The sequence below is a fragment of the Cellulomonas sp. zg-ZUI22 genome, assembly GCF_017353535.1.
Lineage (GTDB): Bacteria > Actinomycetota > Actinomycetes > Actinomycetales > Cellulomonadaceae > Cellulomonas > Cellulomonas wangleii.
Genome location: NZ_JAFMUZ010000001.1, coordinates 1,568,036 through 1,582,766 on the forward strand (window position 1 = coordinate 1,568,036; position 14,731 = coordinate 1,582,766).

Below are 14,731 nucleotides of genomic sequence, written 5' to 3' on the forward strand. Positions count from 1 at the left end.
CTCTTGATGTCGAGGGACCTCGGTCCCGGCGATAGCATGCGTCCGGGCGATGCGGCCGCACCGAGGTCGCTGCGCGCGGTCGACGAGAGGAAACCGGACCAGGTGGACCTGTTCGAGTACCAGGCACGTGACATCTTCGAGAAGCACGGCGTGCCCGTGCTCGGCGGCATCGTCGCCACGACGCCCGAGGAGGCGCGCGCGGCGGCCGAGCAGCTGCTGCCGCCCGAGGGCGGCGTGGTGGTCGTCAAGGCCCAGGTGAAGACCGGCGGGCGCGGCAAGGCGGGCGGCGTGAAGCTCGCGCGGTCGGCCGACGAGGCCGCCGAGAAGGCCGGCGAGATCCTCGGCATGGACATCAAGGGCCACACCGTGCACCGCGTGATGATCGCGGCGGGCGCGAGGATCGCCCAGGAGTTCTACTTCTCGCTGCTGCTGGACCGCGCCGAGCGCCGCTACCTGGCGATGTGCTCGGTCGAGGGCGGCATGGACATCGAGCAGCTCGCGGTCGAGCGTCCCGAGGCGCTCGCCAAGGTCGCCGTCGACCCGCGCGCCGGCATCGACCAGGCCAAGGCCGACGAGATCGTCGCCGCCGCCGGGTTCGCCCCCGAGATCGCGGGCAAGGTCGCGGACGTCCTGCAGACGCTGTGGACGGTGTACCGCGAGGAGGACGCGACGCTCGTCGAGGTCAACCCGCTGGTCCTCACCGAGGACGGCGACGTCGTCGCGCTCGACGGCAAGGTCACCCTCGACGCGAACGCGGGCTTCCGGCACCCGGACCACGCGGCGCTCGAGGACAAGGCCGCCGCGGACCCGCGTGAGGCGAAGGCCAAGGAGAAGGACCTCAACTACGTCAAGCTCGACGGCGAGGTCGGCATCATCGGCAACGGCGCGGGGCTCGTCATGAGCACCCTGGACGTCGTCGCGTACGCCGGCGAGGCGCACGGCGGGGTCAAGCCCGCCAACTTCCTCGACATCGGCGGTGGCGCCTCGGCCGAGGTCATGGCCGCGGGCCTGGACATCATCCTCACGGACCCCCAGGTCAAGTCCGTGTTCGTCAACGTCTTCGGCGGCATCACGGCGTGCGACGCGGTCGCCAACGGCATCGTCGCGGCGCTGGAGATCCTCGGGGACGAGGCGTCCAAGCCGCTGGTCGTCCGCCTGGACGGCAACAACGTGGTCGAGGGTCGTCGCATCCTCGCGGAGGCGGGCCACCCCCTGGTCACCCTGGCCGACACGATGGACGGCGGCGCCGACACGGCCGCCCGCCTGGCGCACGCCGCCGCCTGAGACCCCCGACGCAGAGAGAAGCAGACTTCACATGGCGATCTTCCTGACCGAGGACTCCAAGATCATCGTCCAGGGCATGACGGGCTCCGAGGGCCAGAAGCACACGACCCGCATGCTCGCGTCCGGCACCGACGTGGTCGGCGGGGTGAACCCCCGCAAGGCCGGCACCACGGTCACGTTCGGTGACGTCGACGTCCCGGTGTTCGGGTCCGTCGTCGAGGCCGTCGACAAGACCGGCGCCGACGTCTCCGTCATCTTCGTGCCGCCGGCGCACACCAAGGCGGCGGTCATCGAGGCCGTCGACGCCGGTGTGCCGCTCGTCGTCATCATCACCGAGGGCGTCCCGGTGGCGGACACGGCCGAGTTCTTCTCCTACGCCCAGGAGAAGGGCGTCCGGCTCATCGGACCCAACTGCCCCGGCCTCATCAGCCCCGGCAAGTCCAACGTGGGCATCATCCCCGCCGACATCACGGGCCCGGGCAAGGTCGGGCTGGTGTCGAAGTCCGGCACGCTGACCTACCAGATGATGTACGAGCTGCGGGACTTCGGGTTCTCCACCGCCATCGGCATCGGCGGCGACCCGATCATCGGCACGACGCACATCGACGCGCTCGCCGCGTTCGAGGCCGACCCCGAGACCGAGCTCATCGTCATGATCGGCGAGATCGGTGGCGACGCCGAGGAGCGGGCGGCGGCGTACATCGCCGAGCACGTCACCAAGCCCGTCGTGGGCTACGTCGCCGGCTTCACCGCGCCCGAGGGCAAGACCATGGGCCACGCCGGCGCCATCGTCTCCGGCTCGTCGGGCACGGCGCAGGCCAAGAAGGAGGCCCTCGAGGCCGCGGGCGTCAAGGTCGGGAAGACCCCGTCCGAGACGGCCGCGCTGGCGCGCGAGATCCTCAGCGCCTGACGCGACGACGTCCGTCCCCGCGGCCCCGGTCCCACGGACCGGGGCCGCGGCGCGTCCGGGAGCGGCCCGTGGGACGCGGGTCGTCGGGACGCGGGTCGGCGCGGCGACGTCCGGGGGAGCGCCGCGCAGTCGAGACGCCTCGCCGGCTCGCCGACGGTGCCGCGCCGACGGGCCGACGGCACCGCACCGGCTCGCCGACGGCACCGCACCGGCTCGTCGACGGCGACGCGCCGGGCCCGGGTCCGGCGACGCGCCGGGGGCACCCGCGACCATGGACGGGTGCCCACCCCGACCGGTCCTGTGCCCGTCACGGGTCGCGCGCGCCGCGTCCTGCAGGACGACCCGCGTCCGACCTTCTTCACGTCGGCGATCGACGGGGCGCCCCGCTGGGCGGTCGGTGCGCTGACGGCGGCGCAGGCCGCGGCGCTGTCCCTGCTGACGCTCGCCGTGCCCGCGGTCGCCGTCTTCGTGGCGACCTCCGCCGACCCTGCCAACGCCGACGTCGCCTGGACGCGCGCCGTCGCGGTCGCGACGCACCTGTGGCTCCTCGCGCACGGGGTGCCTGCGGTGCTGGACGGCGCGGTCGTGTCGGTGGTGCCGCTGGGCCTGACGATGCTCGCCCTGTTCACCTGCTACGCCTCCGCGCGGCGGTCCGGTCTCGCCACGCGCGTCGGGTTGGTCGCGTCCGTCGGCGCCTACGGTCTGCTGGCGGGCGTGGTCGGGCTCGTCTCCGGCGCGGACGCCCTCGGTGCGCTGCGCGCGGTGCTCGGCGGCCTGCTCGTCGCCGTGCCCGGCATCGGGGCGGGCCTGCTGCGGCGCCCGGAGGCACCGCCGTGGCGCACGCTGGTCGCGCCGCTGACCGAGCGGCTGACGGCCCCGGTGGTCGTGGGGCTGCGCGCAGGGCTGCTCGCCGTGGCGGCGTCCCTGACCGTGGCCGCCGTCCTGACGACGCTGTGGGTGCTCGCGGGCTATGCCACCATCGTCGACGTCGTGCGCGGGCTGTCCCTCGACGCGATCGGTGGGGTCGTCCTGGGCCTGGCCGAGCTCTCGTTCGTTCCGAACCTCGTGGTGTGGGCGCTCGCGTGGGTGGCGGGACCGGGCTTCGAGGTCGGCGCCGGGACCCGGTTCTCGCCGGGGGAGGTGGTCGGTGGACCGCTGCCGGCCCTGCCGCTGCTGGGCGCCCTGCCGGACGTGCAGGGCGGTGTGGCACTCGCTGCGCCGGCCCTGCTCCTCGGTGTCGGCGCGCTGGCGGGCCTCGCCGTGCACCGGTGGCTGGCGTCGGTGCGCGCCCGCGACGTCCTCGTCGCCGTCGGGGTCACCGCCGTGACGGTCGGCGTGCTCGTGGCGCTGCTGGTCGAGGCCGCGAGCGGTGCCGCGGGGCCGGGTCGCATGGCGCAGGTCGGCGCGCAGCCGCTGCTGGTGGGTCTGCTCGCTGCGGCGGGCTGCGGGCTGGGCGCCGCGGTGGCGGCCGTACCGAGCGACGGTGCGGTGCGCGCCGCGGTGCGCGACCGGCGCGAGCGCCGGCGGGTCGGACGCGCCCGCGCGGAGGACTGAGCGCGGACCGAGCGCGCCTCAGGGGCGCGCGCGGCCGCCGTCGACCAGGCCCGCCATCGACCCGAGCCGCTCGCTCATGTCCTCCTCCAGCTGCTGCGCGCACGCGCGCTGCGCCTGCTGCGTCAGCGCGGCGGCCTCGCACTGCTGGTAGTCGCGCGCCGCCCCCACGTACAGCAGGCTGGCGGAGCTGATGACGGTCCAGCCGAGCGCCGCGACGAGCAGCACCACCGGCAGCGCGATGACCGGCCCGCGTCCGTGGGCACCGGCCGCGCGGACGACGGCCAGGATCGCGAGCACGAGACCCGCGACCGAGGCGAGCGGTGCGGCGAGCATGCCCGGGTACGGCGAACCGGTCAGCAGCACCGCGACCAGCAGCGCAGCGGCGCTCCAGGCGGCGGTGCGCGTGGCGCGCGCCACGCCTGCGGGGTCCGGCGGGGTGCCGTGCGGAGGGGTGCCGTGCGGTGCGGTGCCGTGCGGCGGCTCGGCGGGGACGGGCGCGCCCGGGTGCGGGGCCCACGGCCCACCGGGTGCGGCGGGGTCCGGCGTCGCCGGGCCGCCCGGCAGGCCGGCTCCGTGCGCAGCCCGGGGCTGGTGCGTGGGGGCCGGCTGCCCCGCCGTCGGGTCCTGCGCCGGCTGCCCCGCCGCCGCAGGGTCCTGCGTCGCGTGGTCCGGCGTCGTCGACCGCTCCGGCGGTGCCCAGGGGTTGCCCATGCCGCCATTCTCCCGCACGTCACGGGGTGGACGTGCGTCCGGGCGCCGGTGCCGCCGGGTAGGTTGCGGCGCGTGACGTCCTCCGCGCAGCCCGGCCCCGTCCCGCCCACGCCCCCGGTCACGGCGGCACACCGCCTCGTGGTGCTCGTCTCCGGTGCCGGGTCCAACCTCGCCGCGCTCCTCGACGCGCACGCCGACCCGGCGTACGGCGCACGCGTGGTCGGCGTGGTCAGCGACCGCCCGGGCGCGGCCGCGCTCGACCGCGCCCGCGCGGCGGGGGTGCCGACCGCGGTCGTGGCGCTGCCGGACTTCCCCGACCGTGCGTCCTGGGACCGTGCGCTCACGGAGGCCGTCGCGGTGTTCACCCCGGACACGGTCGTGCTGGCCGGGTTCATGAAGCTCGTGGGGGCGGCGTTCCTCGACCGGTTCGGCGGCCGGACCGTCAACACCCACCCCGCCCTGCTGCCCGCGTTCCCCGGCGCGCACGGCGTGCGCGACGCGCTCGCGTACGGGGTGAAGATCAGCGGCTGCTCGGTGATCGTCGTGGACGACGGGGTCGACGCGGGCCCGATCGTCGCGCAGGAGGCGGTGCCGGTGGCCGACGACGACGACGAGGAGACGCTGCACGAGCGGATCAAGGTCGTCGAGCGGAGGCTCCTGGTGGACGTGGTCGGGCGCATCGCGCGCGGCGGCCTGCGCGTCGAGGGGCGCCGCGTGGTCCTGGGCGGCTGACCCGGCAGGGACGCCCACCGCGGTCGCTCCGTGTGGCCGGGGCGCCGCTAGAGTGGGCCGCGGTCGTGACTGGCGCGGGTGGAGGACCACCGGGGAGCGACCGAGCACCACCCCTGTCCGTGCACCGCCCGCCTGGGTGCCTGGGTCTTTGCTCGAGGTCCGTCCGGACCACCGACCGACCCAGGAAGGTCCCTGCCATGCCGCACGACACCACCCCCCTCGCCCCCGTCGCCGACCCGACCGCGGGGGAGACCCGCCGGCCGGTGCGCCGGGCGCTGCTGTCCGTCTACGACAAGACGGGTCTGGTCGAGCTCGCCACCGCCCTGCACGCCGCGGGCGTCGAGCTGGTGTCGACCGGGTCGACGGCGGCCACGGTCGCCGCGGCCGGCGTCCCGGTGACGCGGGTCGAGGACCTCACGGGCTTCCCCGAGTGCCTTGACGGCCGTGTCAAGACGCTGCACCCGCGCGTGCACGCCGGGATCCTCGCCGACACGCGCCGCCCGGAGCACCTCGCCCAGCTCGACGAGCTCGGCGTCGCCGCCTTCGAGCTCGTGGTGGTCAACCTGTACCCCTTCACGCAGACCGTGGCCTCCGGCGCCGGTGTCGACGAGTGCGTCGAGCAGATCGACATCGGCGGCCCCTCGATGGTGCGCGCCGCCGCGAAGAACCACCCGAGCGTCGCGGTCGTGGTCGAGCCCGCGCGCTACCCGGACGTCGTCGCCGCGGTCGCGGCCGGCGGCTTCACCCTCGCGGAGCGCACCCGCCTGGCGGCCCGGGCCTTCGTGCACACGGCGACGTACGACGTCGCGGTGGCCTCCTGGATGGGCAGCGTCGCGACGACGACCGACGAGGTCGACGGCGTCGCGACCGGGTTCCCCGCGTGGCTCGGTGCGACCTGGGACCGCGCCGACGTGCTGCGCTACGGCGAGAACCCGCACCAGCGTGCCGCGCTCTACACGACCGGCCACGGCCCCGCCGGGCTGGCCCAGGCGCGGCGGCTGCACGGCAAGGCCATGAGCTACAACAACTACGTCGACGCGGACGCGGCCTGGCGGGCCGCCCACGACCAGGGTGACGTCCCGACCGTCGCGATCGTCAAGCACGCCAACCCCTGCGGGATCGCCGTGGGCACCGACGTGGCGGACGCCCACGCCCGGGCCCACGCGTGCGACCCGGTGTCGGCGTTCGGCGGCGTCATCGCCAGCAACCGGCAGGTGACGCGGGCCGCGGCCGAGCAGATCGCGCCGGTGTTCACCGAGGTCGTCGTCGCCCCGGGCTTCGACGACGACGCCCTCGAGGTCCTCACGCGGAAGAAGAACCTGCGCCTGCTGGTGGTCGACACCCCGCCGTCGGCCGCGGTCGAGACGCGCGCCGTGTCCGGAGGGCTGCTGGTGCAGTCGGTCGACCGGGTCGACGCGCCCGGCGACGACCCGGCCGCCTGGACGCTGGCCGCCGGGGAGGCCGCCGACGAGGCCACGCTCGCGGACCTCGCGTTCGCCTGGCGCGCGGTGCGCGCGGTGAAGTCCAACGCGATCCTGCTGGCCCGCGACGGGGCGTCCGTCGGGGTCGGGATGGGGCAGGTCAACCGCGTCGACTCGTGCCGCCTGGCCGTCGAGCGCGCCAACGCCGGTGACGTCGAGCGGGCGCGGGGCGCCGTCGCGGCGTCCGACGCGTTCTTCCCGTTCGCGGACGGCCTGCAGGTGCTGCTCGACGCCGGGGTGCGCGCCGTCGTGCAGCCGGGAGGCTCCGTGCGTGACGAGGAGGTCGTCGCGGCAGCGCGGGCGGCCGGTGTGACGCTCTACCTCACGGGCACCCGGCACTTCGCCCACTGACCCGCACGGGCGCCGCTCGTCCACCGCACGGCGGGCGGGCGGCGCCGGGTCGCCCCGCCCCCGTGCGGCCGGTGGTCAGGTCGCGGGGACCGCCCGCAGCAGGGTGCGCAGGTCGTCGGGCAGCGCCGCGGCGTCGGGCAGCGCCACGCGGGGCAGGTCGTCGCGCGCCAGGAGGCGCCGGGCCGCCCCCACGTCCCGGGGTCGGTCGACCACGAGCACGCCGGTCACGGTGTCGTCGCGGTGCCACAGGGCGGTCCAGCCGTCCGCGGCGGGATCACCCAGGATCGTCACGGTGTCGTCGCCACCCGGCAGACCGAACAGGGTGAGGTCGTGCCCCAGCTGCGTCGAGAAGACGTACGGGGTCGCCTCGGGTCCCGCGACCGGGACGCCCAGCAGCCGGCGCACCAGCACGTCCGGCCCGTGCAGCGCCTCGTCCCAGTGCCCGCCGGCCACCCAGCCGTGGCGACGGGACCGGCGGACGGCGACGTCGCCCACGGCGTGCAGCCCCGGCAGCGGGCCCGACGCCCCGAGCACCCGGTACGACTCGTCGACCGGCACCGCGCCGCCCCGCAGCGGGACCGCGCCGGTGAGCCACTGCGTGGCGGGGCGCGCACCGACGGCGACCAGCACCGCGTCCGCCGGCACGTGGGTGCCGTCCGCCAGGTGCACCGACCGGTCGTCGACGCCGGCGACCTGCACACCGGTGCGCAGGTCGACGCCCGCGGCGGCGTACCACGGCACGGTCAGCCCGCCCACGTGGTCGCCGAGCGCCGCCGTGAGCGGGGCGGGTCGCGCCTCGAGCACCGTGACGGCGTGCCCCGCGGCCGCGGCCACCCCGGCCACCTCCGCGCCGATCCAGCCCGCGCCGACGACCACGAGCCGGCGCGCCGGCGCGCCGAGCGCCGTCCGCAGCGCGTCGGCGTCGGCGGCCGTGTGCAGCGTGCGGGCCCGCCACCCCGGCACGGTCACCGCGTGGGCGCCGGTCGCCAGCACCACGCACGCGGCGGCCACGTCGCCGCGGTCGGTCGTGACGACGGCGCCGCCGCCGTCCGCGGCCCGCAGGGACCGCGCGGGCCGGTCCAGGTGCACCTCGTCGGCGAGCGCGTGCAGGTCGTGGCCCAGGTCGTCGGCGAGCCACGCGGGGGTCGGTCGGTCGAGCAGGTGCTTCGACAGCGGGGGACGGTCGTAGGGCTCCACCCCCTCGGACCCCAGCACGCGGACCGTGCCGTCGTAGCCGTGCTCGCGCAGCGCGGCCACCGTCCGCAGCGCGGCCAGACCGCCCCCGACCACGAGGACGTCGGGGGGGACGGGGGCGGGGGAGCCGGGGGCGGGCTGCGGGTCGGACGTCACGGGATCACCGTAACGAGGGGCCCGCAGCGGTACGCTGGTCCACACCGCGCACGCCCGCGGGTCGCCGCCCGCGGGTCGCCGGGGCCGTGGCCCAGCCCGGCGGCGACAGACGTCGGAGGGAGCGCACGGATGTCGGGTCCCGCGCGCACCCCCGCGCCCGGCCGCTCCGAGCCGGTGTGGCCCCCGCGCCCCGTACCGCCCACGCGGCCCGTGACGCCCTCGACACGACCCGACGCACGACCCGACGCGCGGCCCGACGCGCGGGACCGCCCCGACGTCGCGGCGCCGCGCACCGGGCGCCCCGCGTCCGAGCCGGCGGTCGGCCCCCCGCTCGCGACCTCCGGCGCGGCTCCCGGCGCCGCCGTGCGCCCGGCCACCGTCCCCGCCCCGACCACGGCCCCCGCGCCGGCGCCGGCCCCCGCGCCGGTGCCGGCCGCCGCGCCGGCCGCGGCCGGGACGTCGACGGGGCCGGTGCCCGACGGGCCGCCCGAGGCGCCGGAGGTCCCGCCGGAGGAGCGTCCGCTCGATCCGCGCAGCATCGCGCGCGCGTCGCTGGCGGCGGGTCGCAACCGCTCCCTGTGGTGGACGTTGTCGGGCATCGCGGTGGCCGTCGTCGTCACCTTCCTCACCGACGCGGTGGTCGGGACGCGGGTCCTGGCGGTGCTGCTGCTGGGCTACGCGGTGGTGCGCGGTGCGGGGAAGGACGCGCCCGTCGCCGTCACGGTGCGCTCGCAGCCCGTCGACGTCGCCGTCCTGGTGAGCGGGGCGCTCGCGCTCCTGGTGCTCGCGCAGATCGTGCCGGTGCGCTGACGCGCAGCCTCGTGCCGACCGGCTGACGCGCAGCCTCGTGCCGACCCCGCGGCCTGCACCGCCGGTCGTGTCGTCCGGCGGGACGGCCGAGGCCCGGGGGCGGTGCCCCCGGGCCTCGTCCTGGTGCGCGTCGCGGGCTCAGCGCTCCGTGACCACCACGTCCTCGTCGGCGACGTAGAGCTCGTCCTCGCCGAACAGGGAGTCCTCGACGGGCTCGGCCGCGAACGCGCGGTACACGAGAGCGGCGATGGCGGCACCCAGCAGCGGCGCGACCCAGAAGAGCCAGACCTGCTCGAGTGCCCACGAGTCGGAGAAGATCGCCGTCGCCAGCGAGCGGGCGGGGTTCAGCGAGCCGTTGGTGATGGGCGTCGCGAGCAGCAGCATCACCGTCAGCGTGAGGCCGACGGCGAACGGCACGTGCTGGCGGTTGGCGCGCCGGTCGGTGGCGCCCAGGATCACGCCGACGAACACGGCGGTGGCCACGACCTCGACCAGGAGCGCGGCCACGAGGCCGAACTGCGCCCCGCCGTTCGACAGCAGGGCCAGCGGCGAGTGCTCGCCGAAGCCGTTGGCGGTGCCGCTGAAGAACGAGCGGGTGCTCGCCTCGGCGCCCTGGCTGAGCAGGGCGGGGAGCGTGTCCGGGACCGTGAGGAACAGCACCGCGGCCGCGATCGCGCCGCCGACGACCTGCGCGAGCCAGTACGGCAGCAGGTCGCGGAAGGGCGTGCGGCCGGCGAGGCAGGCGCCGAGCGTCACGGCCGGGTTGAAGTGCCCGCCCGAGACGTGACCGACGGCGACGATGCCGGCGAGGACCGCGACACCGAAGCCGAGGGCCACGCCGAGGCCGCCGCCGACGTTGCTGAACGACGCGTACAGCGCGATGCCGACGCCGGTCAGCACGAGGAAGAACGTCCCGAACGCCTCGGCGCCGAGCCGTGCGGGCAGGCCGGGCGCGGCGGCGACGACCGTCCCCGCGGGCACGACGTACTCCTCACCCGTGTCGTCGTCGTCGTCCTCGTCGTCGTCCGTGGCAGCGGGCGGCGCGGGGGACGTGGCGGGTGCGGGGGAGGTGGCGGGTGCGGGAGGCGTGGCGGGCGCCGGAGGTCCGGCGGCCGCGGCGGGCGTGGTGCCCGTCGCGGGCCGGTCGACCGGCTCGTCGACGACGACCTCCTCGACGACGACCTCCTCGACGACGACCTCCTCGACGGGCTCGTTCGCCGTCGGCTGCGGGGCGGCGTCTGCGGCCGTCGTGTCCCCGGGCTCCGGGGTGCCGTCGGGTGTCTCTGGCTTCTGCTGGGACATGTCGGTCCTGTCGTGTCAGGTGGCCGGGCCACCGGTCGGTGCCGCGATGCCGTCGGGCTGCGTCCGGTGGACGGGCGTGGCACGGGCGACACTGGGGCGAACTACGCAAGACCAGCATGCCAGCCGGGGCCGCAGGCGCGCAGGGCGGGCCGCGGGGCGGACGGCTGCCGCGCCGTCGCCGTCGAGGTCTCTCGATGTCGAGTAACCTTGCCGCCACACCCACGGCACAGGAGGCAGGCCCCCGCATGGCGAAGATCAAGGTCGTCGGTCCGGTCGTCGAGCTCGACGGCGACGAGATGACGCGCATCATCTGGCAGTTCATCAAGGACCGCCTGATCCACCCGTACCTCGACATCGACCTGCGCTACTACGACCTGTCGATCCAGAACCGGGACGCCACCGACGACCAGGTCACGATCGACGCCGCGCACGCCATCAAGGAGCACGGCGTCGGCGTCAAGTGCGCGACGATCACGCCGGACGAGGCGCGCGTCGAGGAGTTCGGCCTGAAGAAGATGTGGGTCTCGCCCAACGGCACGATCCGCAACATCCTCGGCGGCGTCGTCTTCCGCGAGCCGATCATCATCTCCAACATCCCGCGGCTGGTGCCGGGCTGGAACAAGCCGATCATCATCGGCCGTCACGCCCACGGCGACCAGTACAAGTCGACGAACTTCAAGGTTCCCGGCGCCGGGAAGATCACGATGACGTTCGAGCCGGCCGACGGCTCCGAGCCCCAGCAGTTCGAGGTCGTGACGATGCCCGAGGCGGGCGGCGTCGCGATGGGCATGTACAACTTCAACGAGTCGATCCGCGACTTCGCGCGCGCCTCGTTCTCGTACGGCCTGCAGCGCGGGTACCCGGTGTACCTCTCCACGAAGAACACGATCCTCAAGGCGTACGACGGTGCCTTCAAGGACATCTTCGCCGAGGTGTTCGAGACCGAGTACAAGGACAAGTTCGAGGCCGCGGGCCTCACGTACGAGCACCGCCTGATCGACGACATGGTCGCCGCCGCGATGAAGTGGGAGGGCGGCTACGTCTGGGCGTGCAAGAACTACGACGGCGACGTCCAGTCCGACACCGTCGCGCAGGGCTTCGGCTCGCTGGGCCTGATGACGTCGGTGCTCATGACGCCGGACGGCAAGACCGTCGAGGCCGAGGCGGCGCACGGCACCGTCACGCGCCACTACCGCCAGCACCAGGCCGGCAAGCCGACGTCGACCAACCCGATCGCGTCGATCTTCGCGTGGACCGGTGGCCTGAAGCACCGCGGCAAGCTGGACGGCACGCCCGAGGTCACGCAGTTCGCCGAGACGCTCGAGGACGTCGTCATCAAGACCGTCGAGAGCGGCAAGATGACGAAGGACCTCGCGATGCTCGTCGGCCCCGAGCAGCCGTGGCTGACGACCGAGGAGTTCCTCGCGGCGCTCGACGAGAACCTCGCCGCGCGCCTGGGCTGACGCCCGGCCGCACGCCACGACGGCGCCTTCCCCACCGGGGAGGGCGCCGTCGTGCGTGCCGCTCCGGTAGGTTCGACGCAGGCGTCGACGCCTTGGGTGTCGCGCCGCCCGTCGGCCGATCGAAGGAGCCCGTCCGTGTCCGTCTCCACGCCCGCTGTCGTCACCGTCACCGGCGCCGCCGGTCAGATCGGGTACGCCCTCGCCTTCCGCATCGCCTCGGGCCAGCTGCTCGGGCCCGACACCCCCGTGCGGCTGCGCATGCTGGAGATCCCGCCGGCGGTGAAGGCCGCCGAGGGTGTGGCGATGGAGCTCGACGACTGCGCCTTCCCCCTGCTCGACGGTATCGACATCACCGACGACGCGAAGGCTGCGTTCGACGGCGTGAACGTCGCGCTGCTGGTGGGTGCCCGTCCGCGGACCAAGGGCATGGAGCGCGGCGACCTGCTCAGCGCGAACGGCGGCATCTTCGGCCCGCAGGGTGAGGCGATCAACGCCGGTGCCGCGTCCGACGTGCGTGTCCTGGTGGTGGGCAACCCGGCCAACACCAACGCGTACATCGCGTCGTCCCACGCGCCCGACGTCCCGGCGGACCGGTTCACCGCGATGACGCGGCTCGACCACAACCGTGCCCTGGCCCAGCTGCGGCACCGCACGGGCGCGGCCATCGACGACATCGCGCGCCTCGCGATCTGGGGCAACCACTCCGCCACCCAGTACCCCGACCTCACGCACGCGACCATCGGGGGGCGTCCCGCGCTCGAGGTCGTCGGCGACGACGCGTGGGTCCGCGACACGTTCATCCCGACGGTCGCCAAGCGCGGCGCCGCGATCATCGAGGCCCGCGGCGCGTCGTCGGCGGCCTCGGCCGCGAACGCGGCGATCGACCACGTGCACACGTGGGTGCACGGCACGCCCAGCGGCGACTGGACGTCGGCGGGGGTGGTGTCCGACGGGTCGTACGGCGTGCCGGAAGGGCTGATCTCGTCGTTCCCGGTGACCGCGGCCGGCGGCGCCTACACGATCGTCCCCGACCTGGACGTCGACGCGTTCTCGCGCGAGCGGATCGACGCGTCCGTGGCGGAGCTCGTCGAGGAGCGCGAGGCGGTGCGGGCGCTCGGGCTCGTCTGACGGGCGCGCGACGGCTCGGGGACCTGCTCCCGGGGAGTCTCGACGTGGCGTGGGCTGGCCCGGCCGCCCACGCCACGTCGCGCCCGGTCAGCGGCGGCCGCGCATGGCCTCCCGGATCACGTCGAACACGTCGGTGCTGTGCTGGGACCGCGCGAGCCGGTCCGCGCCGGGGCTCTCCGCCGTCAGCGGGGTGGCGCCGCCGGTGTGGCTCCCGGTGGTCCAGTCGACCGTGAACTGCAGGTCGCTGCCCGCGATGGGGAAGGGGCCGTCCTCCAGGCTCTGGGTGACGGCGGGTTCCGTGCTCGCGGTGTCGCCGGACTCGTCCGCGGTGTCGACGTTCTCGACCGCGAGGCCGCCGGTCTCGTGGTCGCCCACGACCACCACGAGGGTGCCGGGGTTCCGCTCGGCGAACTCCCGGACGAGCGCGACGGTCTCGTCGAGCGCCTGCCCCGCCTGGATCGCCCGCGCGGCGTTGTTCGCGTGGGCCATCTCGTCGACGCCCTCCTCCTCCACCAGCAGGAAGAAGCCCTGCCGGTCGCGGGAGAGGACGTCGAGCGCCTTGGCGGTCATCGTGGCCAGGGGGACGGTGGGGGCGTACTCGTCGCCCTGCCCCTCGGGGGCCTGCTCGAACATCTCCTCGTTGGCGAACAGCCCGAGGACGCGCCCCGACCGGCTGGCGGCCAGCTCCTCGGCGTTCGTCACGTAGTCGTAGCCGACCGCCTGCGCACGGGCGACGAGGTCGCCGGCCGTGCTGCGCGACACCTCCGGGCGCGGGTCGTCCGGGTCGTCCGGGTGCGCGCCCTCGTCGCCCGCCGGGTACCACCAGTCCTCGCCGCCGCCCAGGATCACGTCGGGACGCGTGACCTCGACGTACTGCCGCGCGATCTCGCTCTGGTCGCCGCGGTCCGGGACGTGCGCCCCGAAGGCGGCGGGTGTCGCGTCGGTGACCTGGGCCGTGGTGACCAGGCCCGTGGCCTTGCGCAGCCGCTGGGCGTGCTCGAGCAGCGTGGCCACGGGCCTGCCGTCGACGTCGACCGAGACCGCGCCGTTGTACGTGCGCACCCCGGTGGCGAACGCGGTCGCGCTCGCGGCCGAGTCGGTGACGGCCTCCTCCGGGTCGGCGGAGTCCGTGCGGGTCCACCCGGCGTACCGCAGCCCGTCCATCGCGAGCTGCCCGTCCTGGCCGACCGTGGCGAGCCGGATGGCCTCGCGCGCCGCGATGCCCAGCCCGTCGCCGACCACCAGCACGACGTTGCGCGCGGTGGCGGGGCTCCCGCGCCCGCGGTCCGCGCCCTGCCCGTCGGGCTGTCCCTGCACCGACGCGCTCGCCGCGAGGCCGAGCGTCAGGGCGACCGCGCCGCCCGCCGAGAACCATGTCTGCCGGACCGTGCGCATGCTGCCGCCTCCCCCTCGTACGGGACGTCGTCGTCACCGTCGCCGGGCCCCCGCGGGCCTGTGGCGTCCACGATGCCCTCGCCGGCCGTGGTCGGCAACGGGGGCGAGGCGCGGGCCGTGCCTGTCGGGGGAGCGCTTGCCGGTCGCCCGGCTCCTCCGGTTCGACCGCTCTGCCCGAAACCCTTGCTGCAAGTTCTTGCAACGGGTTACCGTCGCTGCACATCCACCACGGCACGACGACGTGCCGCGACGAAGGAGTC

General features: G+C 75.4%; 12 protein-coding genes and 1 riboswitch. Of the genes, 8 read left to right on the forward strand and 4 right to left on the reverse strand.

The window, feature by feature from the left end; genetic code table 11:
* Positions 1-102 precede the first annotated feature (102 nt).
* The 3 genes from sucC (at position 103) to J1G43_RS07280 (ending at position 3,748) form a co-directional block, all read left to right on the forward strand.
* The gene (gene sucC, locus J1G43_RS07270) at positions 103-1,284 is read left to right on the forward strand and encodes an ADP-forming succinate--CoA ligase subunit beta (RefSeq protein ID WP_207339841.1); all 1,182 of its coding nucleotides are present in this window, start codon (positions 103-105) and stop codon (positions 1,282-1,284) included.
* A gap of 31 nt (positions 1,285-1,315) precedes the next feature.
* Positions 1,316-2,194, forward strand: a complete 879-nt coding sequence (sucD, locus tag J1G43_RS07275; RefSeq protein ID WP_207338953.1) for a succinate--CoA ligase subunit alpha — start codon at positions 1,316-1,318, stop codon at positions 2,192-2,194.
* A gap of 279 nt (positions 2,195-2,473) precedes the next feature.
* The gene (locus J1G43_RS07280; RefSeq protein WP_249670582.1) at positions 2,474-3,748 is read left to right on the forward strand and encodes a DUF6350 family protein; all 1,275 of its coding nucleotides are present in this window, start codon (positions 2,474-2,476) and stop codon (positions 3,746-3,748) included.
* An 18-nt stretch (positions 3,749-3,766) separates the two neighbouring features.
* Here the strand turns inward: J1G43_RS07280 and J1G43_RS07285 are convergent, their stop codons facing one another.
* Positions 3,767-4,459: a hypothetical protein gene (locus J1G43_RS07285; RefSeq protein ID WP_207338952.1), complete on the reverse strand. Its 693-nt coding sequence runs from the start codon at positions 4,457-4,459 to the stop codon at positions 3,767-3,769.
* A 72-nt stretch (positions 4,460-4,531) separates the two neighbouring features.
* Between J1G43_RS07285 and purN the strand changes: the two genes are divergently transcribed.
* Positions 4,532-5,191, forward strand: a complete 660-nt coding sequence (gene purN, locus J1G43_RS07290; RefSeq protein WP_207338951.1) for a phosphoribosylglycinamide formyltransferase — start codon at positions 4,532-4,534, stop codon at positions 5,189-5,191.
* Positions 5,192-5,246: 55 nt separating this feature from the next.
* Positions 5,247-5,336: riboswitch (ZMP/ZTP riboswitch) on the forward strand.
* A 52-nt stretch (positions 5,337-5,388) separates the two neighbouring features.
* The gene (gene purH, locus J1G43_RS07295) at positions 5,389-7,023 is read left to right on the forward strand and encodes a bifunctional phosphoribosylaminoimidazolecarboxamide formyltransferase/IMP cyclohydrolase (RefSeq protein ID WP_207338950.1); all 1,635 of its coding nucleotides are present in this window, start codon (positions 5,389-5,391) and stop codon (positions 7,021-7,023) included.
* Positions 7,024-7,098: 75 nt separating this feature from the next.
* Here the strand turns inward: purH and J1G43_RS07300 are convergent, their stop codons facing one another.
* Positions 7,099-8,373, reverse strand: a complete 1,275-nt coding sequence (locus J1G43_RS07300) for an NAD(P)/FAD-dependent oxidoreductase (protein WP_207338949.1) — start codon at positions 8,371-8,373, stop codon at positions 7,099-7,101.
* Positions 8,374-8,502: 129 nt separating this feature from the next.
* Here J1G43_RS07300 and J1G43_RS18990 point away from each other — a divergent pair, with 129 nt between their 5' ends.
* Positions 8,503-9,183, forward strand: a complete 681-nt coding sequence (locus J1G43_RS18990; RefSeq protein WP_242635223.1) for a hypothetical protein — start codon at positions 8,503-8,505, stop codon at positions 9,181-9,183.
* A gap of 138 nt (positions 9,184-9,321) precedes the next feature.
* On the opposite strand, the gene J1G43_RS07310 is transcribed toward J1G43_RS18990, so the two are convergent.
* Complete coding sequence (locus J1G43_RS07310) at positions 9,322-10,485, reverse strand: aquaporin (protein WP_242635224.1); 1,164 nt, start codon at positions 10,483-10,485, stop codon at positions 9,322-9,324.
* Between the two features lie 245 nt (positions 10,486-10,730).
* Between J1G43_RS07310 and J1G43_RS07315 the strand changes: the two genes are divergently transcribed.
* Both J1G43_RS07315 and J1G43_RS07320 read left to right on the forward strand, forming a co-directional pair.
* A complete protein-coding gene (locus tag J1G43_RS07315) occupies positions 10,731-11,948 on the forward strand; it encodes an NADP-dependent isocitrate dehydrogenase (RefSeq protein ID WP_207338948.1) in 1,218 nt (405 codons plus the stop codon).
* 135 nt (positions 11,949-12,083) lie between these two features.
* A complete protein-coding gene (locus tag J1G43_RS07320) occupies positions 12,084-13,076 on the forward strand; it encodes a malate dehydrogenase (protein ID WP_207338947.1) in 993 nt (330 codons plus the stop codon).
* Between the two features lie 87 nt (positions 13,077-13,163).
* Here J1G43_RS07320 and J1G43_RS07325 read toward each other — a convergent pair whose 3' ends face one another.
* Positions 13,164-14,471 carry an alkaline phosphatase gene (locus J1G43_RS07325; protein WP_207378213.1) on the reverse strand — a complete coding sequence of 436 codons (1,308 nt, stop codon included), beginning with the start codon at positions 14,469-14,471 and terminating at the stop codon, positions 13,164-13,166.
* Positions 14,472-14,731 lie beyond the last annotated feature (260 nt).